General features: G+C 68.8%; 23 protein-coding genes. 17 read left to right on the top strand and 6 right to left on the bottom strand.

Translation table 11 applies throughout. The features are described from left to right. The first annotated feature begins 50 nt into the window (after positions 1 to 50). From JOY29_RS00360 to rsmA, 4 genes are all read left to right on the top strand, one after another. Positions 51 to 2,318 carry an LPS assembly protein LptD gene (locus JOY29_RS00360; RefSeq protein ID WP_300974215.1) on the top strand — a complete coding sequence of 756 codons (2,268 nt, stop codon included), beginning with the start codon at positions 51 to 53 and terminating at the stop codon, positions 2,316 to 2,318. Between the two features lie 78 nt (positions 2,319 to 2,396). Then, the gene (locus JOY29_RS00355; RefSeq protein ID WP_300974214.1) at positions 2,397 to 3,737 is read left to right on the top strand and encodes a peptidylprolyl isomerase; all 1,341 of its coding nucleotides are present in this window, start codon (positions 2,397 to 2,399) and stop codon (positions 3,735 to 3,737) included. Between the two features lie 38 nt (positions 3,738 to 3,775). Then, the gene (gene pdxA, locus JOY29_RS00350) at positions 3,776 to 4,777 is read left to right on the top strand and encodes a 4-hydroxythreonine-4-phosphate dehydrogenase PdxA (RefSeq protein WP_300974213.1); all 1,002 of its coding nucleotides are present in this window, start codon (positions 3,776 to 3,778) and stop codon (positions 4,775 to 4,777) included. 1 nt (position 4,778) lies between these two features. Beyond that, complete coding sequence (rsmA, locus tag JOY29_RS00345) at positions 4,779 to 5,600, top strand: 16S rRNA (adenine(1518)-N(6)/adenine(1519)-N(6))-dimethyltransferase RsmA (RefSeq protein WP_300974212.1); 822 nt, start codon at positions 4,779 to 4,781, stop codon at positions 5,598 to 5,600. Here the strand turns inward: rsmA and JOY29_RS00340 are convergent. From JOY29_RS00340 to JOY29_RS00325, 4 genes are all read right to left on the bottom strand, one after another. Then, on the bottom strand, positions 5,587 to 6,114 hold the full coding sequence (locus JOY29_RS00340; RefSeq protein WP_300974211.1) for a tetratricopeptide repeat protein: 528 nt from the start codon (positions 6,112 to 6,114) through the stop codon (positions 5,587 to 5,589). The two genes, rsmA and JOY29_RS00340, sit on opposite strands and share 14 nt — an antisense overlap. After that, on the bottom strand, positions 6,111 to 7,265 hold the full coding sequence (locus tag JOY29_RS00335) for an RsmB/NOP family class I SAM-dependent RNA methyltransferase (RefSeq protein ID WP_300974210.1): 1,155 nt from the start codon (positions 7,263 to 7,265) through the stop codon (positions 6,111 to 6,113). The genes JOY29_RS00340 and JOY29_RS00335 overlap by 4 nt, the downstream gene beginning before the upstream one ends. A gap of 111 nt (positions 7,266 to 7,376) precedes the next feature. Beyond that, positions 7,377 to 8,855 carry an IMP dehydrogenase gene (gene guaB / locus JOY29_RS00330; protein WP_300974209.1) on the bottom strand — a complete coding sequence of 493 codons (1,479 nt, stop codon included), beginning with the start codon at positions 8,853 to 8,855 and terminating at the stop codon, positions 7,377 to 7,379. A 40-nt stretch (positions 8,856 to 8,895) separates the two neighbouring features. Further along, positions 8,896 to 9,702, bottom strand: coding sequence for a CoA ester lyase (locus tag JOY29_RS00325; RefSeq protein WP_367280023.1), 807 nt, complete (start codon positions 9,700 to 9,702; stop codon positions 8,896 to 8,898). Positions 9,703 to 9,756: 54 nt separating this feature from the next. Between JOY29_RS00325 and JOY29_RS00320 the strand changes: the two genes are divergently transcribed. From JOY29_RS00320 to JOY29_RS00295, 6 genes are all read left to right on the top strand, one after another. Further along, the gene (locus tag JOY29_RS00320; RefSeq protein ID WP_300974207.1) at positions 9,757 to 10,722 is read left to right on the top strand and encodes an SPFH domain-containing protein; all 966 of its coding nucleotides are present in this window, start codon (positions 9,757 to 9,759) and stop codon (positions 10,720 to 10,722) included. Between the two features lie 3 nt (positions 10,723 to 10,725). Then, positions 10,726 to 11,175: an NfeD family protein gene (locus JOY29_RS00315; protein ID WP_300974206.1), complete on the top strand. Its 450-nt coding sequence runs from the start codon at positions 10,726 to 10,728 to the stop codon at positions 11,173 to 11,175. Continuing rightward, entirely contained in the window at positions 11,172 to 13,025 is a 1,854-nt protein-coding gene (locus JOY29_RS00310) for a DUF885 family protein (RefSeq protein WP_300974205.1), read from the top strand. The genes JOY29_RS00315 and JOY29_RS00310 overlap by 4 nt, the downstream gene beginning before the upstream one ends. A gap of 134 nt (positions 13,026 to 13,159) precedes the next feature. Next, positions 13,160 to 14,383: an efflux RND transporter periplasmic adaptor subunit gene (locus tag JOY29_RS00305; protein WP_300974204.1), complete on the top strand. Its 1,224-nt coding sequence runs from the start codon at positions 13,160 to 13,162 to the stop codon at positions 14,381 to 14,383. Positions 14,384 to 14,386: 3 nt separating this feature from the next. Then, positions 14,387 to 17,596 carry an efflux RND transporter permease subunit gene (locus JOY29_RS00300; RefSeq protein WP_300974203.1) on the top strand — a complete coding sequence of 1,070 codons (3,210 nt, stop codon included), beginning with the start codon at positions 14,387 to 14,389 and terminating at the stop codon, positions 17,594 to 17,596. Beyond that, positions 17,596 to 18,981 (top strand): efflux transporter outer membrane subunit, encoded by a 1,386-nt coding sequence (locus JOY29_RS00295; protein ID WP_300974202.1) that lies wholly within the window; start codon positions 17,596 to 17,598, stop codon positions 18,979 to 18,981. Before JOY29_RS00300 ends, JOY29_RS00295 begins: the two co-directional genes overlap by 1 nt. Here JOY29_RS00295 and JOY29_RS00290 read toward each other — a convergent pair. Together JOY29_RS00290 and JOY29_RS00285 are read right to left on the bottom strand one after the other, a co-directional pair. After that, positions 18,978 to 19,397, bottom strand: a complete 420-nt coding sequence (locus JOY29_RS00290) for a VOC family protein (RefSeq protein WP_300974201.1) — start codon at positions 19,395 to 19,397, stop codon at positions 18,978 to 18,980. The genes JOY29_RS00295 and JOY29_RS00290 overlap by 4 nt on opposite strands. Before the next feature lie 94 nt (positions 19,398 to 19,491). Further along, complete coding sequence (locus JOY29_RS00285) at positions 19,492 to 21,102, bottom strand: phosphoenolpyruvate carboxykinase (RefSeq protein ID WP_300974200.1); 1,611 nt, start codon at positions 21,100 to 21,102, stop codon at positions 19,492 to 19,494. 169 nt (positions 21,103 to 21,271) lie between these two features. On the opposite strand from JOY29_RS00285, the gene JOY29_RS00280 reads away from it, so the two are divergent. The 7 genes from JOY29_RS00280 to JOY29_RS00250 are packed head-to-tail and all read left to right on the top strand — an operon-like array spanning position 21,272 to position 26,432. Beyond that, a complete protein-coding gene (locus JOY29_RS00280) occupies positions 21,272 to 21,994 on the top strand; it encodes a response regulator transcription factor (RefSeq protein ID WP_300974199.1) in 723 nt (240 codons plus the stop codon). Next, entirely contained in the window at positions 21,987 to 23,552 is a 1,566-nt protein-coding gene (locus JOY29_RS00275; protein WP_300974198.1) for a HAMP domain-containing sensor histidine kinase, read from the top strand. The genes JOY29_RS00280 and JOY29_RS00275 overlap by 8 nt, the downstream gene beginning before the upstream one ends. Then, on the top strand, positions 23,549 to 23,983 hold the full coding sequence (locus tag JOY29_RS00270) for an HPr kinase/phosphorylase (protein WP_300974197.1): 435 nt from the start codon (positions 23,549 to 23,551) through the stop codon (positions 23,981 to 23,983). Before JOY29_RS00275 ends, JOY29_RS00270 begins: the two co-directional genes overlap by 4 nt. Positions 23,984 to 24,012: 29 nt before the next feature. Next, positions 24,013 to 24,915, top strand: coding sequence for an RNase adapter RapZ (rapZ, locus tag JOY29_RS00265; RefSeq protein WP_300974196.1), 903 nt, complete (start codon positions 24,013 to 24,015; stop codon positions 24,913 to 24,915). Between the two features lies 1 nt (position 24,916). Then, complete coding sequence (locus tag JOY29_RS00260; RefSeq protein WP_300974195.1) at positions 24,917 to 25,324, top strand: PTS sugar transporter subunit IIA; 408 nt, start codon at positions 24,917 to 24,919, stop codon at positions 25,322 to 25,324. Beyond that, positions 25,321 to 25,596: an HPr family phosphocarrier protein gene (locus tag JOY29_RS00255; protein ID WP_300974194.1), complete on the top strand. Its 276-nt coding sequence runs from the start codon at positions 25,321 to 25,323 to the stop codon at positions 25,594 to 25,596. Before JOY29_RS00260 ends, JOY29_RS00255 begins: the two co-directional genes overlap by 4 nt. A gap of 41 nt (positions 25,597 to 25,637) precedes the next feature. Then, positions 25,638 to 26,432, top strand: coding sequence for an RNA methyltransferase (locus JOY29_RS00250; protein ID WP_300974193.1), 795 nt, complete (start codon positions 25,638 to 25,640; stop codon positions 26,430 to 26,432). The last annotated feature ends 1 nt before the right edge of the window (position 26,433 follow it).

The following is a 26,433-nucleotide window of genomic DNA, read 5'->3' as shown; positions in this document are numbered from 1 at the left end:
ATAGGCGGCGCTTCGGTCACGATCATCAGCGGATTCAAGGCGGCTACACGGTGCGACATGGCGTAACGGCTTGGACAGCGCTGCCGCTGGTCCTGGCGCTGGGCACGCCGGCGCTGGCACAGTCGTCCGAGCCGCTGCAAGGTCCGCCAGCGTCGCCGCCGGCCGCCGTTCCTGCCGCCCCTCCCCCTCCCGCCGACAGCACCAGCCTCGCGGTGCCCGAGGACCAGATCGCCTTCACCGCCGACGTCGTCGCCTACGACAGCGACGCGGAAGTGGTTACCGCGACCGGCCAGGTGCGGGTCAATCGGCAGGGCACCTTCCTTGCCGCCGACCAGGTGCGCTGGGACCGGCGCAGCGGCGAAGTGGTGGCGACCGGCAATGTCGTCGTCGTCCAGCCGCAGGGCGACCGGCTGATCTCCGAGCGGGTGGTGCTCGACGACGCGCTGCGTGACGCCACGGTCGAAAATCTGCTGGTGGTGCTGGAAAGCGGCGGTCGGCTCGCGGCCGACCGGGCGACCCGGCAGGGGGACGTCACCACGCTGGAGAATGCCGTCTATTCGCCTTGTCAGGTGACCAGCACGACCGGCTGTCCGCGGCGGCCGAGCTGGCGCATCCTCGCCGCGCGGGTCCGCTACGACGAGCGGGCGGAGCGGGTGCGCTTCGAGCGCGGGCGGCTCGAGATCTTCGGCGTCGCTCTGCCGTTGCTGCCCATCTTCAGCCTCGGCACCGGAAGCGGCGGCGAAGGCTATACCGGCTTCCTCTTCCCCGAGCTCCGCTACAGCCGGCGGCGCGGGCTGGAAGTCTCCGTGCCCTATCATGTCAACTTCGGGTCGAACCGCGACCTGACGGTGACGCCGCACCTCTACACCAGCATCAGGCCGGGCGTTGAGGCGCGCTACCGCGAACTGAACAAGCTCGGCGCCTTTTCGCTTGGCGCGTTCGTCACCTACGGCGATACGACCAGCTACGACGACACGCGGGACGACAAGGACTTTCGCGCCTATGTCGAAGGCAATGGCAAGCTCCAGTTCGATCCCTACTGGAGCCTGACCGGGCAGGTCCGCGCGGCAACCGACAAGACGGTCGCGCGCTTCTACGACATCAATCGCGACGATCGCTTCCGCAACTTCCTCGACCTCGAGCGGATCGACACCGACAGCTACGTCAGCCTGGCCGGCTGGGCCTTCCAGGGGCTCCGCCAGAATGACGTGCAGCGGACCATCCCTATCGCCCTGCCCGCCTTCGACGCGCGGGTCCGCCTTGGCCAGCCGGTGCTCGGGGGCCGCGTTGAGCTTCAGGCCAACAGCCTCGCCGTGCTCCGCCGAGAGGGACAGGACAGCCAGCGCGCCTTCGCCTCGGCGCGGTGGGACATGCGCCGGCTGACCCGCTTCGGCCAGGAGCTGCTGCTGACCGGCTATGCCCGCGGCGACGTGTACCACAGCGACGAGAATGAGCTTACCTCGACGGTCTTCTATCGCGGCGAGAAGGGCTGGCGGGGGCGCGGTATCGCCGCCGCCGCCGCCGAGCTGCGCTGGCCGCTGATGGGCAATCTCCTCGGCGGGGTGCAGCGGCTTACTCCGCGCGTGCAACTGGTGGTCACCCCGCCGACCGCCAACATCAGCCTGCCCAACGAGGACAGCCGGTCGGTCGATCTCGAGGACAGCAACCTGTTCGCCCTCAACCGCTTTCCCGGTTATGACCGGTGGGAAGACGGAAGCCGAATTACCTACGGGCTCGACTGGAACCTCGATCGTCCGGGCTGGGCGGTGTCGAGCAACGTCGGCCAGTCCTATCGCTTGAACCGCGACGCCCAGATCTTCCCCAACGGCACGGGGCTGACCGATCGTTGGTCCGACTTCGTCGGCCGGACGCGCCTCAAGGTCGGTCGCTTCATCGATCTCACCCACCGCTTCCGCCTCGACAAGGACAGTTTCGCCGTCCGCAGGAACGAACTCGACCTCACCGTCGGGACCACCGAGACCTACGCGCGGATCGACTATCTTCGGCTCAACCGGAACATCGAGGCGGCGGTTGAGGATCTTCGCGACAAGGAAGAGCTGCGCCTTGCCGGGCGCTGGAAGTTCCACCGCTTCTGGTCGGTGTTCGGGGCGAGCGTTCTCGACCTCACCAACGGCGACGAGGATCCGCTCAGCCTTGCGGACGGCATCAATTCGGTACGCCACCGGCTGAGCCTCGATTATGAGGACGATTGCCTGTCGTTCGGCATCAGCTGGCGCCGCGACTATGAGCGGCTCGGCGACCGGGCCGAGGGGAGCACCTTCAGTTTCCGCCTGTCGCTCAAGGGGCTGAGCCGCTAAGACACGCTCATCGCCGGTTCAGCGCGCCTTTGGCATCTGCGGCGAACTGCTTTGATAACAAGGGATTGATCGTTCCTCATGGCCACTGCCAAGACGCTTTTCACGACGGCTCTGCTGGTCGGCATGGCGGGAGTCGCCACGGCCCAGGTTGCAACGGCGCCGCGGACGCCGAACAGCAGCGCGACGCTGAACCTTCCGGAGACCGTCACCGTTTACGGCCGCCCGATCCCGGCGATCGTCAAGGCCAGCGCCATCGTCAACGGCGAGGTCATCACCCAGACCGACATCGATCAGCGCCTGGCGCTGCTCGCCATCGCCAACAACCAGCCGATCCCGAAGGAAGAGGAAGAGCGGCTGCGGGTGCAGGTGCTGCGCAACCTGATTGACGAGACGCTCCAGATCCAGGCCGCCAAGCAGGCGGAGATCACGGTCACGCAGGCGGATATCGATCGCACCGTCGCGCGTGTTGCCGAAGGCGTGAAGCGCAATCCGTCGCAGCTGGCCGACTATCTCAAGCAGAACGGAAGCTCGATCCGTTCGATCCGCCGCCAGATCGAGGGCGAGATCGCCTGGTCGCGGCTGCAGCGGCAGAAGATCGAGAGCCAGGTCAGCGTCGGTGACGACGAGGTGAAGGCGGTGATCGATCGCCTGAACGCCTCGAAGGGCACGCAGGAATATCGCGTTGGCGAGATCTTTCTGGCCGCGACTCCGGCCAATCAGGCCGAAGTCGCCGCCAATGCGCAGCGCATCGTCGCCGCGCTGCGGCAGGGGGCGAGCTTCGCCGGCTATGCCCGCCAGTTCTCCGAAGCGTCGACGGCGGCGGTGGGCGGAGATCTTGGCTGGGTCCGCCCCGAGCAGCTTCCCGACCAGCTTTCCGCTACCCTCCGCGCGATGGGCCCGGGCCAGCTCAGCCAGCCGATCGCCATTCCCGGCGGCTTCTCCATCCTTGCCGTGCAGGACGCGCGCAAGGTGCTGACCGCCGATCCGCGCAACGCCGTGCTGTCGCTGAAGCAGGTGTCGATCACCTTCCCAGCCGGCACCAATGCCGCGTCGGCCGATCCGCTGCTGCAGCGCTTCGCCGCATCGGCGCAGAACATCGGCGGCTGCGGCGGAGCCGACAAGGTCGCGGCCGACTTCAAGGGTGACGTCGTCCAGTCCGACAACGTCCGCCTGCGCGACCTACCGCCAGCCCTCCAGGAGATGATGCTGCCGATGCAGGTGGGGCAGGCTACTCGGCCGTTTGGGTCTATCGAGGAAGGCGTTCGAGTTCTGGTGATCTGCGGGCGGGACGAGGACCAGGGCGCCAATGCCCCGAACCCGGACGCGGTGTTCGCGCAGCTGCAGGAGGAGCGCGTCAACCTGCGCTCGCGCCGCTACCTGCGCGACCTTCGCCGCGACGCGATCATCGACTATCGCTGAGGTGACAGCGACCGAGCCGAGGGACTAGAGGCGGGGCGATGAACCCGCCCCTTCCCCCGCTTGCCGTGTCGCTCGGCGATCCGGCCGGCATCGGCCCCGAGGTCGTCGCCAAGAGCTGGGACAACCGCCGCGCCCTCCAGCTGCCGCCATTCGTCGCGGTGGGCGACCCGCGCAGCCTGACGGGCGTCTGGGACGGCCCGATCGCCATTGTCTCCAACCCGCGCGAAGCCGAGGACGTTTTCCCGCACGGCCTGCCCCTGCTCGCCGTCCCCGCCGCCGAGGCCGGGATTGCCGGGCAGCCGACGGTCGCCGGCGCGCATTGCAGCCTCGACAGCCTCGAGCTGGCGGTCGGCCTCGCCCGCTCCGGATCCTGCTCGGCGGTGGTGACCGGACCGGTGTCCAAGCACCAGCTCTACGCGATCGGCTTCACCCACCCCGGCCAGACCGAGTTCGTCGCCGAGCGCTGCGGCGTGTCGTCGAACAATGTGGCGATGATGCTGGCCGGGCCGACGCTGCGGACGGTGCCGCTCACCACCCACCTGCCGCTGCGCGAGGTGGCCGACCTGCTCAGCACCGCGCTGATCGAAGCGCGCGCGCGGGTCACGCTGCGCGGCCTGCAGCGGAACTTCGGGATCGCCGAGCCGCGGCTTGCGGTCGCCGGCTTCAACCCGCATGCCGGCGAAGGCGGGTCGCTCGGCCGCGAGGAGATCGACATCATCATTCCGGCGATCGAAGCCCTGCGAGCCGAAGGTTGGGACGTGGTCGGGCCCCTGCCTGCGGACACCATGTTCCACACCGCCGCGCGCGGCCGCTTCGACGCCGCGCTGTGCATGTACCACGACCAGGCGCTCATTCCCCTGAAGGCGCTGCATTTCGAGGAAGGGGTGAACCTCACCCTGGGGCTGCCGATCATCCGCACCGCGCCCGACCATGGCACCGCCTTCGACATCGCCGGTGAGGACAGGGCCGATCCGCGGGCGATGGCGGCGGCGATCCGCATGGCCGCCGACTGCGCCCGTTACCGCACCCTCAACGGCTGAGGTGACCGCCCTTCCCCCCTTGCGCGAGGTGATCGCCCGCCATGGCCTCAGCGCGACCAAGGCGCTCGGCCAGAATTTCCTGCTCGACCGCCAGCTTCTCTCCCGCATCGCCGCCATTCCGGGCGACCTGGACGGCCAGTCGGTCTACGAGGTCGGGCCGGGCCCGGGCGGCCTCACCGGCGCGCTGCTTAATGCCGGCGCGCGGGTCACCGCGGTCGAGCGCGACCGCCGCTGCATCCCTGCGCTGGCCGAACTGCAGGCGCTGTTTCCCGGCAGGCTGGAAGTGCTGGAAGAGGATGCGCTGAAGGTCGACGAGGCGCCGCTGGTCGGCCGGGGGGCGCATGTCGTCGCCAACCTCCCCTACAATGTCGGCACGGCGCTGCTGCTGCGCTGGCTGGCGGCGGAGTGGAAGCCGTGGTGGGCGAGCCTGACGCTGATGTTCCAGAAGGAAGTGGCCGAGCGGATCGTCGCCGATGCGGGAGACGAGGCCTATGGCCGGCTCGCCGTCGCCGCCCAATGGCGGGCAGCGCCCCGCATCGCCCTGCCGGTCCATCGCTCGGCCTTCGTGCCGCCGCCCAAGGTCGCCTCGGCGGTGGTCCACATCGTGCCCAAGGACGCCCCCGACGGGGTCGATGCAGCGGTGCTGGAGCGGCTTACTGCCGCCGCCTTCGGCCAGCGCCGCAAGATGCTGCGCCAGAGCCTGAAGTCGGTCCCGAACGCGCTCGACGCGCTTCAGGGTTTGGGTATTGCGGCCGAGCGGCGGGCGGAAACGGTCAGCGTGGCCGAATGGGTCGCCGTGGCGCGCGCGCTCAGTTCTTCTTAGGAGCGGCCGGCGTGTCGCTGCGGGCCATCGCCGGCCCGCGCTGGATCAGCGCGGCGAGCGAGGTAGCCGGGGCACAGGGCTTGTTGCCGCACAGGGTTCGGATCTTGGCGAGATTCTGCTGCGCCCGGGCGACCGCGCCCAGTTCGACCATCGCCTCGCCCTGAACGCCGAGCGCCACAGGGTCGTTGGGTTCGAGCGTCAGCGCCTTGTTGGTGAAGCGGATCGCCTGGCCGTAGAGCTTCTGCTTCTGCGCGACGCGGGCGAGCGCGATGAACGCACCGCGGTTGCGCGGATCGATGATCAGCGCCGATTCGAGCGCATCGTCGGCGGCCTGGAAGTTGCCGGCAGCAAGCGCGGCTTCGCCCGCCCTCTGCCATTGCAGCGACTGGGCGTTGATCTGCGCGTCGGGCACCTGCGTCCCGCCGGACGTGCTCATCGTCGCGCCGACGATCCCGAGGGCAATGGCAATCGGAAGCACGCGCATCATCATCTCCCAGGCGGCAACCCTGCTCATGTGGCACGGAACCGCGCAATGAAAAAGCCGTCGGTACCGTCGTGTCCCGGGGTGAGAAGCCGGCCGACATGGTCGGAACGCCCGATGGCCATGCCTGTATCCTCGGCCACGAAGCCTGAATGGCGGCTGAGGAAAGCGGCGGCCTGTTCGGCTCCCTCGCGGGCGAGCAGCGAGCAGACGGCGTAGACCAGTGTTCCGTCGGACCTGACGAGGGGCGCGGCAAGATCGAGGACCCGGGCCTGGAGCGCTTCCAGGCGCGTCAGGCGGTCCGGGGTGAGCCGCCAGCGCCCTTCGGGATTGCGCCGCCAGGTGCCCGAGCCCGAACAGGGCGCATCGACCAGCACGAGGTCGGCCTGGCCGTGCAGGTCCGCCAGCCCTTCCGCCTCGCGCGGGAGGTCGAGCAGGCGGGTCTCGATGGTGGCGCCGGCACGTTCGGCACGAGGTGCCAGCCTGGACAGGCGCGCGCGGTTGGTGTCGCAGGCAAGGATTCGGGCGGAAGGATTGGCGGCGGCCAGCGCCAGTGCCTTGCCGCCGGCGCCGGCGCACAGGTCGACCATCAGCGCCTGACGCTCTGGCGCGCAGGCGAGCGCGATGAGCTGGCTTCCTTCGTCCTGCACCTCGACCAGCCCGTCGGCGAAGGCCGGGTCGGCGCTGACCGCGCTGTCCGCGGGGAGGCGGAGGCCCCACGGGCTGAGCGGAGTCGGCTCGGCGCCGAAGTGAGCGAGCATGGCCGCGCGGTCGGAGCGGGCGAGGTTGACGCGGAGGTCGACGGGAGCGCGGTCGATCAGGGCGGGCCATTCGGCCGGCGCGACGAGGGGCGACAGCAGCGGCTGCAGCCAGCCGGGCACGACGCCTTCGACCGCGCGCGCCTCGTCAGGGGACACGGGCGCGGGTCCGTGCGTGCTTCCGTCGAACTGGTCGGCGGCGAGCGGCAGCAGGGCGGCGCGTCCGCTTGCCGGTACATCGGCCGAGTGGCGGATGGCACGGAAAACCAGTTCGCGCACCGCCCGCCGATCCTTGGAGCCCGCATAGCGGCGCGTCTTGAAGTAGGCGGAGACGAGCGCGTCGGCCGGGGGGCCGTCATCGCGGGCGGAGGCGATCACCTGGTCGAGGATGTCGATGGCGGCCTGGGCGCGGGCGGCAGGGGTCACCCCTCCCCTCCCGCTTGCGGCAGGGGCCGGGAGAGGGCCTGTAGGAGAACGGAAGACACCATGCCGACATGCCCTCCCCTTGCCCCTCCCGCAAGCGGGAGGGGAATGAGGCTATCGTGTCGGGTAATTGGGGGCTTCCCGGGTGATCGACACGTCGTGGACGTGGCTTTCGCTAAGACCCGCATTGGTGATGCGGACGAAGCGGGCGCGGGCCTGCAGTTCCTCGATGGAGCGCGAGCCGGTGTAGCCCATCGCCGCCTTCACGCCGCCGACCAGCTGGTGGACGACGTCGCGGACCGGGCCCTTGTAGGGGACCTGGCCTTCGATGCCTTCGGGCACGAGCTTCATCGTGTCCTTGATGTCCTGCTGGAAATAGCGGTCGGCCGAGCCACGGCTCATCGCGCCGAGCGACCCCATGCCGCGGTACGACTTGTAGGCGCGGCCATGGTAGAGGAAGGTCTCGCCCGGGGTCTCGTCGGTGCCCGCGAGGAGCGAGCCGACCATCACGCTGGACGCGCCGGCGGCGAGCGCCTTGGCCATGTCGCCCGAGGTCCGGACTCCGCCGTCGGCGATGACCGGGATGCCCGAGGCCCTGGCCGCCGCGCTTGCCGCCATGATCGCGGTCAGCTGCGGCACGCCGACACCGGCGACGATGCGGGTGGTGCAGATGGAGCCGGGCCCGATGCCGACCTTGATCGCGTCCGCACCGGCATCGGCCAGCGCCCTGGCGGCTTCGGCGGTGGCGACGTTGCCGGCGATCACCTGGACGCTGTTCGAGGCGGACTTCACCCGCTCCACCGCGCGGCCGACGTCGATGTTGTGGCCGTGGGCGGTGTCGATGACGATGCAGTCGACCCCGGCGTCGATCAGCGCGGCCGACCGCTCCCAGCCCTTGTCACCGACCGTCGAAGCGGCGGCGACGCGCAGGCGGCCCTCGCCGTCCTTGGTGGCGTTGGGCGAGGCGACCGCCTTTTCGATGTCCTTGACGGTGATCAGGCCGACGCAGCGCCCGGCCTCGTCGACCACGATCAATTTCTCGATCCGCCGCTGGTGGAGCAATCTTTGCGCCTCCTGCCGGCTGGTGCCGGGCGAGACGGTCGCGAGATTGTCGCGGGTCATCAGCTCGCTGACCGGCTGGTGCGGGTTCTCGGCGAAGCGGACGTCGCGATTAGTGAGGATGCCGCACAACCGGCCGGAGCGCTCGACCACGGGCACGCCGCTGATCTTGTGGCGCTTCATCAGTTCGAGTGCGTCGGCGAGGGTCTGGTCGGGCGCGAGGGTGAAGGGGTTCACCACCATGCCGCTTTCGAAGCGCTTCACGCTGCGGACCGCATCGGCCTGCTGCTCGACCGTCAGGTTGCGGTGGAGGACGCCGATGCCGCCCAATTGCGCCATGGCGATGGCCATGTCGGCCTCGGTCACCGTGTCCATCGCGGAGGAGAGCAAGGGAATGCGAAGCTCGATCCCGCGCGTGAGGCGCGTGGTCGTGTCCGCTTCGGAAGGGAGGACGCTCGATTCCAGCGGCTGGAGGAGCACGTCGTCGAAGGTGAGGCCCAGGGGGATGTCGGGGGCGTTCAGAAGGTCGGCCATGCGCGCACTTGGCCGCTAAGGCACGATTCGGCAAGGGGGGCTAGCGTCCGAGCAGCCGCTCCGCCGCTTCGACATGCATGCGCTCGATCATCTCGCCCTCGAAACGCTGGGCACCGCCCTGCGCCGCCGCGACCAGCCGCTGGGCCCGGGCGAGCTCCTCCGGCGTGGGCGCGAAGGCCGCCTTGCAGGGGGCGATCTGGTCGGGGTGGATGAGGGTCTTGCCGTCGAAGCCGAACGAGCGCCCCTCCGCCGCCTCGGCCGCGAAGCCGTCCGCATCGTCGAGCTTGTTGAACACGCCGTCGAAGCAGGCCGTTCCTGCGGCGCGCGCGGCGAGCACGATGGTCTGGAGCGCGGTCCGAAGCGGCGGCCTCCCCGCCCCTGCCGGGAGCCGGAGGGTCGCCGACAGGTCGTTGGTGCCGGCGATCAGCGCGGCTGCCTCTTCGGCGATCTCCCAGCAGCGGCGGACGCCGAGCGGGGTCTCGATCATCGCGGCCACCGGCTTGCCGGTGCGGTCGGCGACCAAGCGGATCGTGTCGGCGCTTTCGACCCGCGGGACAATGACGAGGTCGGCGCGGCTCGCCGCCACCGCTTCGCAGTCGGCTTCGAACCACTCACTTGCCGTGCCGTTGACGCGGATCGCGGTGGGGGCGGCGAAGCCCTCGACGACGGCGGCGACGGCGGCAGCGCGCGCCTCCTCCTTCGCTTCCGGGGCGACGGCATCCTCGAGGTCGAGGAAGATGACGTCCGCCGCGCTCTCCCGCGCCCGCCTGACCGCGCCGGCGCGATTGGCGGGGAGGAACAGTACCGCCGGACGGCCGAACAGGCTGAGGGTCATGTCCGATTTCACTTCCGGTGCGCGGCCGGCTCGGCCATGATGGGAAGCGTTTTCGCGGGGGAAATCATGATCGAGGCACTAACCTTCGTCGTCATCCTGGTCCTGCTCTTCGTCATGATGAGCATCAAGATCGTCAACCAGGGCTATCGCTACACGGTCGAGCATTTCGGCCGCTTCGTCCGCGTGGCCGACCCCGGCTTCAATTTCGTCCCCGCCTTCTTCTACCGGGTCGGCCGCAAGATCAACATGATGGAGCAGGTCCTCGACATTCCGGGGCAGGAGATCATCACCAAGGACAATGCCATGGTGGCGGTCGACGGGGTGGTGTTCTTCCAGGTGCTGGACCCGGCCAAGGCGGCGTATGAGGTTTCCGACCTTTATACCGCCATCCTCGCGCTTTCGACCACCAACCTGCGCACGGTCATGGGGTCGATGGACCTCGACGAAACCTTGTCCAAGCGCGACGAGATCAATGCGCGGCTGCTGAGCGTGGTCGATCATGCGACCGAGGCATGGGGCGTCAAGATCACCCGCGTCGAGCTGAAGGACATCCGGCCGCCAGCCGACATCGTCAACGCCATGACCCGCCAGATGAAGGCCGAGCGCGAGAAGCGTGCCGCCATCCTCGAGAGCGAAGGCATGCGCGCTTCCGAAATCCTCCGCGCCGAGGGCGAGAAGCAGGCCAAGATCCTGTCGGCCGAGGGCATGAAGGAAGCCGCCTTCCGCGAGGCCGAGGCGCGCGAGCGCGCCGCCCAGGCGGAGGCTGCCGCAACCAAGGCGGTCAGCGACGCCATCGCCGGCGGCAACACCCAGGCGATCAACTATTTCATCGCGCAGAAATATGTCGAGGCACTCAGCCAGTTCGCCACTTCGCCCAACGCCAAGACCATCCTGTTCCCGGTCGAGGCGACCCAGCTGATCGGAAGCCTCGGCGGGATCGGCGAACTGGCCAAAGCGGCGTTCAGCGACGGGCCCGACAAGCCGGCGGCCCCGGCCAAGCCGCGTGTCGTTCCCGGCATTCCGCAGGCCTGAGCGATGGACGGACTTGCCCATGGCTGGTGGTGGCTGATCGGGGGCCTGCTGCTGCTGATCGCCGAACTGCTCGCGCCCGGCTTCTTCCTGCTGTTCGTCGGCGTGGCGGCGATCGTCACCGGCCTGTTCGTGCTGTTGTTCGACTTCAGCCTGGCGCCGGCGCTCGCCCTGTTCGCCATCTACACCGCGCTTGCCGTCTATCTTGGCCGCAAGGTCTACGCGAACCGGCCGGTCGCCGCCTCGGTCAAGCACCTCAACGATCGCTCCAGCGCCCTCATCGGCAAGAGCGCGGTGGTGGTGACGGCGATCGACGAGCATGGCGGGCGGGTGAAGCTCGGCGACAGCGAGTGGAGCGCGCGCGGCGGACCGGCGGGCGTGGGCGAACGGGTCGAGATCATTGGTGTCGAAGGCAATTGCCTGATGGTGGAGGCCACGCCTAAGCTGCCGGGATGACCGTCCTTACCCGCCGCCAGGCCCTCGCCGCCGCCGCTTCTTGCGTCCCCCTCGCCGCCTGCGCCACCCGGCCCGCGGCTGCCCCGCTGGCGTCGGCGCCGCCGCCCGTGCCTGTCCAGCCGGTCGCGGCAAGGGAGGCAGAGGCCGCCCAACTGCTCGATGCCATCGCCGAGAACCTGCTCCGGCTGCAGCCCGAGAGCGCCACCAGCCTCGGCATCGACAAGGATGCGCGGGCGGCCATGCGCAGCCGCCTGTCCGACCGGTCCGCGTCCGGTCAGCGCATGATCGAGGCGACGCTCCGCTACGACCTCGCTCGCGCCGAAAGCTTCCCGCAGGACGGCCTGTCCTACTCCACCCGCACCAGCTTCGAGGTGGTGAAGAGCGCTTACCGGACTGCGCTCGCGGGCTTTGCCCTGCCTTATGGCGATGTTCCGGTCGGCGGCTGGCGCAACAGCCCTTATGTCGTGATCCAGAATGTCGGCGCCTATCTCGACATTCCGCGCTTCCTCGACAGCGAGCATCAGGTGAAGAGCCGCGAGGATGCGCAGAGCTGGCTTGCCCGACTCGGCCAGTATCGCGCGGCGCTCGACGGCGAGCTCGAGCGGATGCGCGCGGCCCGGGCCGTCGGCCTGATCCCGCCCTCCTTCCTGCTCGACAAGGCGCTTCCGCAGATCGAGACCAGCGCCACGGGCGTGTCGCTCACGCGGCTCGCCATGGAGCGGCTCAAGGAGCTGCCCGGCGGCGCGAAGGAGGCCGCCCGGATCATCGCCGAGGAGGTCCGTCCCGCGCTCCTTCGCCAGATCGAGGAACTGAAGGCCCAGCGTGCCGTCGCCAGCGATGCGCCGGGCATGTCGGCACGGCCCGGCGGCGCCGAATATTATCGCTGGGCGCTGAAGGCTTCGACCACCACCGACCTTTCTCCCGAGGAGATCCACCAGATCGGCCTTACCGAGCTTCGCGAGCTGCAGGGGCGGATGGATCCGATCCTCCGCTCGCTCGGCTTCACGCAGGGCTCGGTCGGCGAGCGGATGCAGGCGCTCGGCCGCGATCCGCGCTACAGGTTTTCGGATGGCGACAAGGGTCGGGCCGAGATCCTCGCCTTCATCGACGAGCGCGTCCGGCTGGTCAGGGCCAAGCTGCCGCAGATGTTCAACACCCTCGTTCGCGGGAATCTCGAGGTTCGTCGCCTTCCGCCCGAAGAGGAGCCGGGGGCGCCCGGGGCCTATGGCGGCGCCGGCTCGATCGACGGCACCATTCCCGGCAAGTTCTGGATCAACCTGCGCACGACCGAGCTCCACACCAAGTTCGACCTTCCGGACCTCACCCATCACGAGGCGATCCCCGGTCATGTCTGGCAGGGCGAATATGCCAACAAGCTGCCGCTGATCCGGACCATGCTCGCCTTTGGTGCCTATTCGGAAGGCTGGGCCCTTTACGCGCAGCAACTGGCCGACGAGTTCGGCCTTTACGAAGACTTCGCTGCCGGGCGGCTCGGCTATCTGCAGGGCATCGCCTTCCGTGCCTGCCGGCTGGTCATCGACACCGGGCTTCACGCCAAGAACTGGTCGCGCGAACAGGCGGTCCGCTTCTTCATGGACGAGAACGGCACCAAGGAGCCGGAAGCCCGCAGCGAGGTCGATCGCTATTGCAGCTGGCCGGGCCAGGCGTGCGGCTACAAGATCGGGCATACCGCCATCAACCGCCAGCGCTCGCGGGCGCAGCAGGCGATGGGGCCGGCCTACGACATCCGCACGTTCAACGATGCGGTGCTGCTCGGCGGGAACGTGCCGATGGACGTTCTGGCGCTGAACGTCGGCGAGTATATCCGCCAGAAGGGCACGCCTGCCTGATCGGTTCGGCCCTGGTCCCGAACGGGTCGTACGGACTTTCGACCAGTCTTCTTAGAGGACGGAGCCTTGTGGCGTCCGGGCTGTTACCGCTCCAGCCGAAGGCCGTGTTGCGGGACTGAACGACGACGATGATAATGAAGGCGCTTCGGCTGCCCCCGGGCAAGCCCGCTCCGGCGATGATCCTGGCGAGCGTCGTACTGACGTTGATGGCGAGCGGTTGCAGCGGCGCATCCGACGCGCAGGAGAAGGGCGCCGGCCGAGGCGGGCCGACGCAGGTCGGCTTCGTCACGGTCACGGCGACGTCCGTCCCCGTGGTCAGCGAGCTTGGCGGGCGGGCGGTCGCCTATGAGACGTCCGAGGTCCGCCCGCAGGTGAGCGGCCTCGTGCAGCGGCGGCTGTTCACCGAGGGCAGCGTCGTCCGGCAGGGACAGCCGCTCTACGAGGTCGACCCAAGCCTCTATCGGGCGGCGGTCAACCAGGCGACTGCCAACGTCGCCAGCGCCCGGGCAGCGGCGCAGGCGGCGCAGGCGCGGGCCAATCGCTATCGCCCGCTCGCCGAGATCGAAGCCGTCAGCCAGCAGGAATATACCGACGCGGCGGCCCAGGCGCGGCAGGCGAGCGCGTCGGTGGCGCAGAACAATGCCGCACTGGAGACGGCTCGGATCAACCTGCGCTTCACCACCATCCGCGCTCCGATCAGCGGGCGGATCGGGCGTTCGCTGTTCACCCAGGGCGCCTTGGTCAACCAGAACCAGACCGAACCGCTGGCGGTGATCCAGCGGACCGATCCCATCTATGTCGACATCCAGCAGTCGGCGGCCGACCTGACGGCGCTCCGGCGCGCGTTGGCGAGCGGCGGGGTCGCACCGGGCAGCACGCAGGTGAGGCTGCGGCTGGACGACGGCAGTGACTATGGCTTCACCGGGACGGTCCAGTTCAGCGAAGTGGTGGTCAACGAGAGCACGGGCACGGTGACCCTGCGCGCCAGCTTTCCCAATCCGCAGGGCACCCTTCTTCCGGGCTCCTTCGTCAAGGCGATCTTCACCCAGGCGGTTACGCCCAATGCCATCCTGGTGTCGCAAAGCGCGGTGCAGCGGGACATCAGCGGCGAGGCCTTCGTCTTCGTCGTCGGCGCGCAGAACAAGGCCGAGCGGCGCAAGGTTCAGGCCGAGCGGACCTATGGCACCGACTGGGTGATCACCGGCGGGCTGAGGGCGGGTGACCGCGTCATTACGCAAGGGCTCGCCAACCTGCGCGACGGCGCGCCGATCCGGCCGGTGTCCGCCACCACGCCGCAGCGCATCGCGCCGCGTCCGGCGGGTGAACAGGGTGGCCAGGCGAAGGGCGGCGGCCGCTAGCGCATGTCGCAACTGTTCATCAACCGGCCGATCTTCGCCTGGGTGCTGGCGATCATCGTCATGCTGGCGGGCGTCGGCGCCATCACCCAGTTGCCGGTCGAGCAATATCCGGACGTCGCACCGCCGCAGGTCAATGTCCGCGCCACCTATCCCGGCGCCTCGGCGGAGACGGTCGAAAACAGCGTCACGCAGATCCTCGAGCAGCAGCTTACCGGGATCGACGGGCTGCTCTATTTCTCCTCCACCTCCTCGTCGCGCGGAAGCGTCAGCATCTCGGCGGTCTTCGCCAAGAGCACCGACCCCGACACGGCGCAGGTGCAGGTCCAGAATCAGGTCCAGCAGGCGATTTCGCGACTTCCGCAGCAGGTGCAGCAGCAGGGCATCAGGGTCACCAAGTCGAACCCCGACTTCCTGCTGATCGTCGCCGTCTACGACGAGACGGACCAGCGTTCGAACATCGACGTGTCGGACTATCTGACGTCCAACATCCAGGACCCTTTGTCGCGCGTCGAGGGGGTTGGCGACGTCAACGTATTCGGCTCGTCGCGGGCGATGCGCATCTGGCTCAACCCGCAGCGGCTGGCGGCGGTCGGGCTGATGCCCGGCGATGTCATCACCGCCATCCAGAACCAGAATACCGAAGTGGCGGCGGGCGAGGTCGGCAGCCTGCCGCAGGCGTCCGACCAACTGCTCAACGCCACCGTCACCACCCAGTCGCGGCTGCGCACGCCCGAGCAGTTCGAGAATATCGTGCTGAAGACCGAGGCGAGCGGCGCCACCGTGCTGGTCAGGGACGTCGCCCGGGTCGAGCTCGGCGCGGAGAGCTACAATGCGATCAGCCGCGTCAACGGTCATCCGGGTGCCGGCATGGCGATCAGCCTGGCGCCGGGCGCCGATGCGCTGCGCACCGCCGATCTCATCAAGGAGCGCGTGGGCGCCCTGTCCGGCTCCTTCCCGGAAGGGCTGAAGGTCGCCTATGCCAACGACACCACGGCATTCATCCGCCTTTCGGTCGAGGAAGTGGTGAAGACCCTGCTCGAGGCGGTGGTCCTCGTCGTCATCGTCATGTTCGTCTTCCTGCAGAGCTGGCGCGCGACCCTGGTGCCGGCGATCGCGGTTCCGGTCGTGCTGCTCGGGACCTTCGCCATCTTCTATCTCGCCGGTTTCTCGATCAACACGCTGACCTTGTTCGGGCTGGTGCTGGCGATCGGCCTGCTGGTCGACGACGCCATCGTGGTGGTCGAGAATGTCGAGCGCCTGATGGAAGAGAATCCGGGCATGACCCCGCGCGAGGCGACCGAGATCTCGATGAAGGAGATCCAGGTCGCGCTGGTGGCGATCGCGGTCGTGCTGTCCGCCGTCTTCCTGCCGATGGCCTTCTTCGGCGGATCGACCGGGGTCATCTACCAGCAATTCTCGCTGACCATCATCAGCTGCATGATCCTGTCGGTGCTGGTGGCGCTGATCCTCAGCCCGGCGATTACCGCGACGCTGCTGAAGGCGCGCAAGTCGCCGGAAGAGGAAGCGGCGACGCGGCAGGACCGCAACGTCTTCGAGCGGTCCGCCCACCGCTTCCAGGACTGGTTCAACCGCAATTTCGAGCGGGGCGTGGACCGCTATACCGGCGCGGTCACCAGGGTGATCGACCGCAAGTGGCTGTTCCTCGCCATTTACGGGGTCACCTGCCTGATCCTCGTCCTCATGTTCCAGCGGCTTCCGACCAGCTTTCTTCCGACCGAGGACCAGGGCGCGGCGAGCGTCCAGTTCCGGCTGCCGCCGGGCGCCACCCAGCAGCGCACGCTCGAGGTGCAGCGGCAGCTCGAGCAATATCTGCAGCGCTACGAGCAGAAGAACCTCGCCACCGTCTTCACCGTCGCGGGCGGCGGCGGCGGCGGCGCGACCGGGCAGAACACCGGCCAGGGCTTCATCAACCTCGCGCCATGGGACGAGCGGTCCGCCAAGGAGGATAGCGCCGACGCGATCGTCGAGCGGGCGTCGGGTGCCTTCCGTGGTTTCCGCGACGCGCAGGTGTTCGCGCTGGTGCCCGGCGCCATCCGCGGCCTCGGCCAGACCAGCGGCTTCAACATGCAGCTGCAGAATTCGAGCGGCCTGAGCCGCGAACAGTTCCAGGCCGCCCGCGACCGGCTGCTCGCGCTGGCGGCGGAAGACCCGCGGCTCGCCTCCGTTCGGCTGAGCGACCTGCCCGACGTCGCCAACCTGAAGGTCGACGTCGACACCCAGCGGCTGACCGCCTTCGGCCTCAACCCGGCGGACGTGAACGCCACCCTGTCGACCGCCTGGGGCGGGCGCTACGTCAACGACTTCATCGACAATGGCCGGGTGAAGCGCGTCTACGTGCAGGGCGACGCGCCCTACCGCTCCGACCCGGCCGACCTCAGCCAATGGTATGTGCGCAGCGACGACGGGCAGATGACGCCCTTCTCCGCCTTCGCCCAGACCGGCTGGAGCACCGGCCCGAGCAGCCTGTCGCGCTTCCAGGGCGTGCCTTCGTTCGAGCTTCAGGGGACCCCCGCGCCGGGCGTCAGCTCGGGCGAGGCGATGATGCGCATGGAGGAACTCGCCGCGCAGGTCAGCGGCACCAGCGTCGCCTGGTCGGGCGCGAGCTTCCAGGAGCGGCTGTCGTCGGGCCAGGCGCCCCTGCTCTACGCGCTGTCGCTGCTGGTCGTCTTCCTCTGCCTGGCGGCACTCTACGAGAGCTGGTCGATTCCCGTCGCCGTGCTGCTGGTCATCCCGCTCGGCCTGATTGGCGCGGTGTTCGCGGTGACGCTCCGCGGGCTCGAGAATGACGTTTATCTGCAGATCGGCCTGCTCACGACCATGGGCCTGGCGGCCAAGAACGCCATCCTGATGATCGAGTTCGCCGAGCAGGCGGAGCGCGCCGGCAAGCCGGTGATGGAAGCCGCGCTCGACGCGGCCCGGATTCGCCTACGGCCGATCCTCATGACGAGTTTCGCCTTCATCTTCGGCGTGCTTCCGCTGGCGCTCTCGACCGGCGCCGGCGCAAACAGCCGCATCGCCATCGGCACGGCGGTGATCGGCGGCATGACCACCGCCACCCTGCTCGCCCTCTTCTACATCCCGCTGTTCTTCGTGCTCGTCCGTCTCGGCGCCAAGCGCGGGGTCGCCGTGATCCGCGAGCGGATGACCCGCCGCCGGCCGCCGCCGCCGGCCACGAGCGAGGCGACCGCCTGATGCGTTCCACCCTGCCCCTTGCCGCCGCCCTTCTGCTCGCCGGCTGCACGTCGCTCGACCCCGCCTACGTGCGCCCGGCAGCGCCCGTGCCGGTCAGCTGGCCGGTCGGCGATCCCTATCGCGCCGAAGCGCCGGCGCTGCCCGACTTCACCCATCGCGACGTATTCCGCGACGTGCGCCTGCAGACACTGATCGCGCAGGCGCTGCAGAACAACCGCGACCTGCGCATCGCCGCGGCCAACATCGCGGCCGCCCGCGCGCAGGTCAGGATCAGCCGCGGCGCGCAACTGCCCCAGCTGGACGCGAGCGGCGGCATCGACGTCACGCCGAGGCGCGATGGCGACGGCGACATCAACGGAGCAAGGGTCGGCGGGTCACTTGGAGTCCTCCCATCATTCGAGCTGGATCTGTTCGGCCGGCTCGCCTCGCTGACCCGGGCCGACCAGGCCCGGCTGCTCGCGACCGGCGCGGCCGAGCGCGGCGTCCGGGTCGCGCTGATCGGCGACATCGCCGAGGCCTGGCTGAGCTATGCGGCGGACAGCAGCCTGCTCGCCATCGCCGAGAACACCGTCCGCTCGGCCGAGCGCACGGGGGCCCTGACCGAAGCGCGGCTGAGGGGCGGGATCGCGCCGCGGACCGACCTCCTCCAAGCGCAGCAGGTGCTGGAGACCGCCCGCGCCGACCTTGCCCAGCAGCGGGCGCTTCGGGCGCAGGATCTGAACCTGCTGCAACTGCTGGTCGGCGCGCCGGTCGATCCGAGCCTGCTGCCGGCCTCGCTCGACCAGGCGGCGGCGAGCGTCGCGGCGCTTCCGGCCGGGCTCGACAGCCGCATCCTGCTCCGCCGGCCGGACATCATCGAGGCGGAATATCAGCTGCGCGCCGCCAATGCCGAGATCGGTGCGGCCCGCGCGGCACTCTTCCCCAGCATCTCGCTGACCGGCCTGCTCGGGCTGGCGAGCGACACGTTGACCGGCCTGTTCAGCGGCGGTGCCTTCGCCTTCTCGGGTGGCGCATCGGTGGGCCAGTCCATCTTCTCCGGCGGCTCCCGGCGCGCCACCGTCAGCCTGCGCGAGGCCGAGCGCAATGCCGCCGTCGCCAGCTACGAGCGCGCCATCCAGATCGCTTTTCGCGAAGTCGCCGACGCACTGGCGGACAAAGGCACGCTGGGCGACCGGGTCGCGGCCAACCAGCGCAACGTGGCGGCAAGCACGCAAGCGCTGAGCCTGGTCCAGGCGCGCTATCGCGAGGGCATCGACCCGTTCCTCACCACGCTCGACGCCCAGCGTTCCGCCTATGCCGCCCAGCGCAACCTCGCCGCCGCCCGGCTGGCCCAGGCGCGCAACGCCGTCATCCTCTATCGCGTCCTCGGTGGGGACGGACGCTAGGCCGGGTTCGAGGGCAGCAGGGCATCATAACCCGCCCCGCTGAATTCGATCAGGCAGAAGCCGTGGCCGAACGGGTCGGCGAACATGGCGAGCTTGCCATAAGGCTCCTGGCGAGTGTCGCCCTCCTGCACGGCGCCGGCGGCCGTCACCCGACGGATTGCCGCCGCCATGTCATCGACCAGGAAGTCGGCGTGAATGGGCGTCCAGTGGCGCTGGTAGCGACGCTGGTCGCCACCCGCCGGTCCGATGCTGGTCCCGGCGGCCTTCCGAAGCAGGTAGATGCGGGCCTGCGCGCCGACCAGTTCGATGAAATCATCATCGAAGCGGCGTCCGACCTCCAGTCCGAAGGCTGCCGAATAGAAGGTCACACCGGCTGCCATGTCGGGCACGTCGATGTTGAGGACGAGGCTTGCCATGCCTCCGACAACGGCTTGGGCACCGTGAAGGACGCATGGCATCGGTCATTCGGCGAACGGCTAGGCTGCGGACGAGACCGGAGCCCCGGTCACGTCAGGCCGCTTCCGCCACCACCTTGGGCGCGCACTGGCGGACGCCTTCCTCGACATGCTCGGCGAACTGCTCGAAATTGTCACAGAACAGGTCGACCAGCTTGGCCGCGGTACGGTCGAATTCGTCCTTGTCGGCCCAGGTCGAGCGCGGATCGAGGATGGCGCTGTCGACGCCCGGCACCGATACCGGCACCTCGAACCCGAAATACGGGTCCTTGCGGAACTCGGCATTGTTGAGGCTGCCGTCCAGGGCGGCGTTAAGCAGGGCGCGGGTGGCCTTGATCGGCATGCGCTTGCCGGTGCCATATTTGCCGCCGGTCCAGCCGGTGTTGACCAGCCAGCAGCTGACCCCTCCGCGCGCGATCCGCTCCTTGAGGAGGTTGCCGTAGACGCTCGGGTGGCGCGGCATGAAGGGTGCGCCGAAGCAGGTCGAGAAGGTCGCTTCCGGTTCGGTCACGCCGATCTCGGTCCCGGCCACCTTGGCGGTGTAGCCCGAAAGGAAGTGGAACATCGCCTGGTCGGCGGTGAGGCGGGCAATCGGGGGCAGCACGCCGAAGGCATCGGCGGTCAGCATGATGATCGTCTGCGGCACCGGCCCCATGTTCGCGTCGGACGAATTGGGGATGAAGTCGATCGGATAGGCACCGCGGCTGTTCTCGGCGAGGCTGTTGTCGTCGAGATCGAGCTCGCGCGTGACCTCGTCCATGACGACATTTTCGAGCACCGTGCCGAAGCGGCGGGTGGTGGCGTAGATCTCCGGCTCGGCCTCTTCGGCAAGGCGGATCATCTTGGCGTAGCAGCCGCCTTCGAAGTTGAAGACGGCCGTGTCCGACCAGCCATGCTCGTCGTCGCCGATGAGCGTGCGGTTGGGATCGGCCGACAGGGTCGTCTTGCCGGTACCCGACAGGCCGAAGAAGACCGCCGTGTCGCCGTCCGGACCGATGTTCGCCGAGCAGTGCATCGGCATGATGCCGTCCTGCGGGAGCAGATAGTTGAGCAGGCCGAAGACGCTCTTCTTCATCTCGCCGCCATATTGCGTGCCGCCGATGAGGATCAGCTTCTTGGTCAGGTTGATGGCGATGACCGTTTCCGAGCGGCAGCCGTGCCGTTCCGGGTCCGCCCTGAAGCTCGGGAGGTCGATGATGGTGTAGTCAGGCACGAAGCCGGTCAGCTCCTCGCTCTCCGGCCGCACTAGCATCGTGCGGATGAAGAGGTTGTGCCAGGCAAGCTCGTTGATCACCCGAACCTTAACCCGGTGTTCCGGCTGCGAGCCGCCGAACAGGTCGGCGACGAACAATTCGTCCTTCTGGCCGAGGGCGGCGAGGAAATCCTCGTGAAGCCGGTCGAAGGCGGCCGGGTCCATCGGCTTGTTCGACTTGCCCCACCAGATGTTCGCTTCCGTGGTGTCGTCGCGAACGATGAAGCGGTCCTGGGCGCTGCGGCCGGTATGACGACCGGTCTTGACCACCAGCGGTCCGTCCTTGGCGATCATGCCCTCGCCGCGGCGCACCGCGGCTTCGTAAAGGGGCGCAGTGACGAGGTTCCAGTGAAGCGTGGCCGGAGTCGCAATCTGCTGCGCGTCCAGACCGTAGGAAGGAACCCTTTTCGTCACTCGAATTTCCCTTTCACTCATGGGCGAACGGCGGCGCGCTCCGGAAGTGGTGCCGCCGCCGCATACGTATGCGGTGAGTGAAAGCGCCTATGCCCGCAAAAGGTTGCGCCGGTCAAACGAGGGAGGTGCCTTGTAGGGCCGGCGTCGCATGCGCTAGAGCCGCCGGACCATGACGAGCCCGGTGATCGCGCTGGTCGACGACGACCGGAACATCCTGACCTCGGTTTCGATCGCCCTACAGTCCGAGGGGTTCGTGACCCGTCTCTATCCGGACGGGTCGGGCGCGCTGAAGGCGCTGAGCGACAATCCGGCGGACCTCGGCGTATTCGACATCAAGATGCCGGGCATGGACGGGCTCGCCCTGCTTTCCGCGCTGCGTTCGGCCGGTGGCGCCGCCGCCGCCATGCCGGTCATCTTCCTAACCTCCAAGGACGAGGAACAGGATGAGGCGCATGGCCTGGCCGCCGGCGCCGACGATTATATCGCCAAGCCCTTCAGCCAGCGTCTGCTGATCGCCCGCATCCGCGCCATCCTGCGCCGGGCGGACATGGCGCGCAATGTGGCCTCCCCGTCCGACGAGGCGCCTCCGCCCGTGATCGAACGGGGTCGGCTGGTGATGGATCCGGCGCGCCACCAGGTCAGCTGGGACGGTCGCAACGTCACCCTCACCGTGACCGAATTCCTGATCCTCGAAGCGCTCGCCCAGCGCCCGGGCGTGGTGAAGAGCCGCAACCAGCTGCTCGACGTCGCCTACCAGGAGGATGTGTTCGTCGACGATCGCACCATCGACAGCCACATCAAGCGCATCCGGCGGAAATTCCGGGCGGCCGACAACAGCTTCGATGCGATCGAGACGCTGTACGGGGTCGGCTACCGGTTCAGCGATGGCTGACCCTTCTTCCCGCGCCCGGCGGGTCAAGGCCCTGCCGTGGCGGCTGTCGCACCGCATCCTGGGCGTCAATGTCATCATCCTGCTGGTGCTGGCGCTGGCGCTCCTGTTCCTCGACAGCTTCCGCAATCAGCTTCGCGACGAGCGGCAGATGCAGACCCGCCACCTGGCCGACCTCGCCGCGTCGGCCGTTGCGAGGATACCGGCGGAGGACGTTCCGCTCCTGCTTGCGGAAACGGGTTCGACCAGCCGCTCCCGGGTCCGCCTCTACGGGCCCGACGGCGGACTCATCCACGACAGCTGGCGCGGGAGCGAGCCGACCTACCGGCTGCGCGATCCCGCGACCCAGGCCTGGACCAAGGAAATTGCGCGGACGCTGGACCGCGCCTTCAACTTCGCCGTCGGCGAGCGAAGCCCACCCGATTTCGCCGAGCCCGCGGTCGATCGCCGCCAGTCCTGGCCCGAGGCAGAGGCGGCCTTTGGCAGCGGCCGGACCCAGGTCGAGGTCCGCAACGCGCCCGACCTCACGCCCGTGCTGTCCGCCGCAAGTCGGACCTCTGACGGCCGGGTGGTGCTGGTCACGGCGAACGACCGCAACTTCACCCGCACCATCCGCCAGGAGCGAAGCAAGCTGGCGCTCGGACTGCTCGCCGCCGCCCTTCTCTCGCTGCTTCTGTCCCTGTTTCTCGCCCGGACCATCGCGCGGCCGCTTCACCGGCTTGCACTTGCGGCCCACCGGGTGCGCCTTGGCCGCTCGCGCGAGGTGCGGGTGCCGCGCTTCGCCAAGCGGAAGGACGAGATCGGACTGCTCGCCCGAGCCGTCAGCGACATGAGCCAGGCACTTCGCCTGCGCATCGACAATATCGAGGCCTTCGCCGCCGACGTCACCCATGAGCTCAAGAACCCGCTCGCCTCGCTGCGCAGCGCGGTCGATGGACTTGAGCGGATCGAGGATCCCAAGCTTCGCGCCCAGCTGCTCGACGTGGTCCGGCGGGACGTGCTCCGGCTCGACCGGCTGATCGGCGACATCGGCGAGGCGGCACGGACCGATGCCGAGCTTGCCCGCGCCGCCTTCGAGCCGGTCGACCTCGGCCTGCTCGTAGGACAGATCTGCGAAGGCTGGGAGCAGCGCCGCCTGACCGGCGACGTCCGAATCGCCTTCGCCCGGCCACGCGCCGCCTCGGCAATCGTGATGGGCGAACCGGCCCGTCTCGCCCGCGCCATCGACAATATCATCGATAATGCGATCAGCTTTTCTCCCGCCGGCGCGCTCGTCGAAGTGGCGGTGGCGCTGGTCGGGAACAAGGTGCTGATCCGAATCGACGACGAAGGCCCGGGTGTTCCGTCGCACGTCCGTGAAGCCATCTTTAACCGCTTCGTTTCAGTAAGGCCCGAGGGGGGCGATTTCGGTCGCCACTCGGGACTCGGCCTTGCGATCGCGCGTGCGATCGTGAAGGGCCATGACGGGGAGATTGACGTGGCCGACCGCGACGACGCGCCTTCGGGCGCCCGCTTCACCATCCGCCTGCCGGCAGCGCCGGTCGAGGGAGAAGCGGAATGACCATCCGGCTTTCCAGCGAGACGCTGCACGCGAGTGCGGTTGCCATCGAGGGCCGGGCCGTGCTGATCGCCGGCATCTCGGGGTCGGGCAAATCCGACCTTGCGCTGCGATTGATCGATCGCGGCTTCACCCTCGTCGCCGACGACCAGACGATCGTCCAGAAGCGCGGCGAACGCCTGTTCGCGAGCGCACCCGCCTCCATCCGCGGCAAGCTCGAGATCCGCGGGCTCGGAATCGTCGACATGCCGGTAACCGAGGACGTTCCGGTGGCGCTGGTGGTCGAACTCACCAGCGACATCCAGCGCCTGCCGGACGATTCGCGCGAGCGCTTCATCTGCGGACTTCCCGTGCCGCTGATCAGCGTCGATGCGCTGACCGCGTCTGCGCCGTCGAAGGTCGCACTCGCGCTCGATCGCTTCGGCCTCAAGTGAGCGGATCGCGGCACCCGAAGCGCACACGGGTGCCGCGCCTGCTGCTGGTGACCGGCATGTCGGGGGCCGGCAAGTCGTCCGTCCTCGACGCGCTGGAGGACATGGGCTGGGACACGGTCGACAACCTTCCGACCAGCCTGCTCCACGACTTCGTCCACGGCGCGGATCGCGCCCGGCGCCAGGCCCATGTCGCGGTGGGCATGGATGCACGCAGCCGCGGCTTCGATCCCCAGGCACTCCCTTCCTTGCTGCGCTCGATTCCCGGCGTCAGGCCGGAGATCCTCTACCTCGACGCCACCGGCGCGGAGCTGATCCGCCGCTATGGCGAAACGCGGCGGCGACATCCGCTCAGCCCGGACCGGCCGGCCGAGGACGGGATTGCGCGCGAGCGGGACCTCACCGTCGCGCTTCGCCTTGCGGCAGATTCGGTTCTCGACACGACCGACCTCAAGCCCGCCGACCTGCGCGACGAGCTTCGCCGCCGCTATGGCGACGAGGGCGACGAACTGGTCGTGACCATCGCCAGCTTCGGCTTCGCCCGCGGGATCAGCCGGACCGCCGACCTGGTCTTCGACCTGCGCTTCCTGCCCAATCCGCACTGGGTCGACGAGCTTCGGCCGCTGACCGGGGCCGATGCGCCCGTTGCCGACTTCGTCGCCCGGCAGGATGGCTGGGACGAGTTCATGGGGCGCACCGAAGAGCTGCTCGCCTTCCTGCTTCCGCGCTACTGGGAAGCCGGCAAGGCCTATGTCGGCATCGCCTTCGGCTGCACCGGCGGGCGGCACCGTTCGGTGGCCGCGGCGATCGCCATGGGCGAGCGGTTGCGTCACCGCGGCTTTTCGCCGAATATCCGTCATCGAGACCTTGCGCTCGGCCCCGACGATTCCCTCGAGCAGGGCGTGGAGCGCAACGAAGGACCAAGAGACCGCTAGAATGATCGGATTAGTGCTGGTGACCCACGGCCGCCTTGCGGCCGAGTTCATCGTCGCCATGGAGCATGTCGTCGGGCCGCAGGAGGCGATAGCCGGCATCTGCATCGGGCCGGACGACGACATGGAGGCGCGCCGCAAGGACATTGCCGAGGCGATCGCCCGCGTCGATTCGGGCGAGGGTGTCATCATCCTGACCGACCTGTTCGGCGGCACGCCCTCCAACCTCGCCATCAGTCTGATGAAGTCGGGCGACATCGAGGTGATCGCGGGCGTCAACCTGCCGATGCTGATCCGCCTCGAAGGCGCCCGCAAGTCGATGAACGTGCGCGCCGCCGTCGCCGCGGCGCGGGAGGCCGGGCGGAAGTATATCTCGGTCGCCTCCGAAATCCTCGGCGAGGCGGCCGCTTGAACGCCGCTGTCACGCGCACCGTCCGGATCGAGAACAAGCGGGGGCTGCATGCCCGCGCCAGCGCCAAGTTCGTGACGCTCGCCAGCCAGCTGTCCATTCCGGTCGAGGTCGCCAAGGATGGCAACCGCGTGTGCGGGACATCGATCATGGGGCTGATGATGCTCGGCGCCGCCCGCGGCGATTCGATCGAGATCAGCGCGTCGGGCGACGGGGCCGACGACGCGGTGGCGCAGCTCAGCCGGCTGGTCGAGGACAAGTTCGGGGAGGAGTGACCCTCCTTCGCCTCTTAGAAATTAGTTGCTAGGCGGCTCCCATGCCCCGCCACATCACCTCCTTTTCCAACGATACCGTCAAGCGCCTGCGCTCGCTGCGCGAGAAGAAGGCGCGGCGGGTGGAAGGCCTGTTCCTGGCCGAGGGACTGAGGATCATGGCCGAGGCGCGGGACGCGGGCGTGCTGCCCGAGATCGTCGCCTGCGCCGAGGGTGACATCCACCCGCTGGCGGCCGAGATCGTGGCGCAGGCAGAGGCCGCGGGGGCCGAGGCGATCACGGTGCCGGACGAGATCCTCGCCAAGATGAGCGGCAAGGACAATCCGCCCCTGCTGCTCGGTGCCTACCGCCAGCCGCGGCTGGGGCTGGCCGACCTCGACCGCACGTCGGCGCCGCTGTGGTTCGTCGCCGAGCGGCTGCGCGATCCGGGCAATATCGGGACGATCCTCAGGACGGGCGACGCGGTCGGGGCCGGCGGGCTTATCCTGGTCGACGACAGCGCCGATCCCTTCAGTGTCGAGGCGGCGCGGGCGTCGATGGGGGCGATCTTCACCCAGAGGATAGTGCAGGTGCCGTGGGCGACCTTTCTGCCCTGGCTGCGGGAAGGGCCGGGACAATTGGTCGGGACCAGCCTGCAGACGACCCACGACTATATCGGTCCGGCCTACGAGCAGCCCTGCTTCCTGCTGATCGGCAACGAGCAGGCGGGGCTTCCCGAAGCCTATGAGGCCGAGTGCGACCTCCTCGTGAAGATCCCGATGCACGGCAAGGCGGACAGCCTCAATGCGGCGATCGCGGCCGCGGTCATGGCCTTCCAGGTCCGGGCGAGCTGGCGCTAGG

The organism is Sphingomonas sp. LHG3406-1 (assembly GCF_029637485.1).
Classification (GTDB): Bacteria; Pseudomonadota; Alphaproteobacteria; order Sphingomonadales; family Sphingomonadaceae; genus Sphingomicrobium.
Note: the sequence above shows the minus strand (reverse complement) of the source record. Positions and strands in the feature narration are given on the sequence as shown.

Excerpts from the sequence above, each read along its gene's own strand:
- JOY29_RS00355 (WP_300974214.1), top strand. The coding sequence starts at position 2,397 with ATGGCCACTGCCAAGACGCTTTTCACGACGGCTCTGCTGGTCGGCATG.
- pdxA (WP_300974213.1), top strand. The coding sequence starts at position 3,776 with ATGAACCCGCCCCTTCCCCCGCTTGCCGTGTCGCTCGGCGATCCGGCC.
- JOY29_RS00340 (WP_300974211.1), bottom strand. The coding sequence starts at position 6,114 with ATGAGCAGGGTTGCCGCCTGGGAGATGATGATGCGCGTGCTTCCGATT.
- guaB (WP_300974209.1), bottom strand. The coding sequence starts at position 8,855 with ATGGCCGACCTTCTGAACGCCCCCGACATCCCCCTGGGCCTCACCTTC.
- JOY29_RS00320 (WP_300974207.1), top strand. The coding sequence starts at position 9,757 with ATGATCGAGGCACTAACCTTCGTCGTCATCCTGGTCCTGCTCTTCGTC.
- JOY29_RS00315 (WP_300974206.1), top strand. The coding sequence starts at position 10,726 with ATGGACGGACTTGCCCATGGCTGGTGGTGGCTGATCGGGGGCCTGCTG.
- JOY29_RS00310 (WP_300974205.1), top strand. The coding sequence starts at position 11,172 with ATGACCGTCCTTACCCGCCGCCAGGCCCTCGCCGCCGCCGCTTCTTGC.
- JOY29_RS00305 (WP_300974204.1), top strand. The coding sequence starts at position 13,160 with ATGAAGGCGCTTCGGCTGCCCCCGGGCAAGCCCGCTCCGGCGATGATC.
- JOY29_RS00300 (WP_300974203.1), top strand. The coding sequence starts at position 14,387 with ATGTCGCAACTGTTCATCAACCGGCCGATCTTCGCCTGGGTGCTGGCG.
- JOY29_RS00295 (WP_300974202.1), top strand. The coding sequence starts at position 17,596 with ATGCGTTCCACCCTGCCCCTTGCCGCCGCCCTTCTGCTCGCCGGCTGC.
- JOY29_RS00290 (WP_300974201.1), bottom strand. The coding sequence starts at position 19,397 with ATGGCAAGCCTCGTCCTCAACATCGACGTGCCCGACATGGCAGCCGGT.
- JOY29_RS00280 (WP_300974199.1), top strand. The coding sequence starts at position 21,272 with ATGACGAGCCCGGTGATCGCGCTGGTCGACGACGACCGGAACATCCTG.
- JOY29_RS00275 (WP_300974198.1), top strand. The coding sequence starts at position 21,987 with ATGGCTGACCCTTCTTCCCGCGCCCGGCGGGTCAAGGCCCTGCCGTGG.
- JOY29_RS00270 (WP_300974197.1), top strand. The coding sequence starts at position 23,549 with ATGACCATCCGGCTTTCCAGCGAGACGCTGCACGCGAGTGCGGTTGCC.
- JOY29_RS00260 (WP_300974195.1), top strand. The coding sequence starts at position 24,917 with ATGATCGGATTAGTGCTGGTGACCCACGGCCGCCTTGCGGCCGAGTTC.
- JOY29_RS00250 (WP_300974193.1), top strand. The coding sequence starts at position 25,638 with ATGCCCCGCCACATCACCTCCTTTTCCAACGATACCGTCAAGCGCCTG.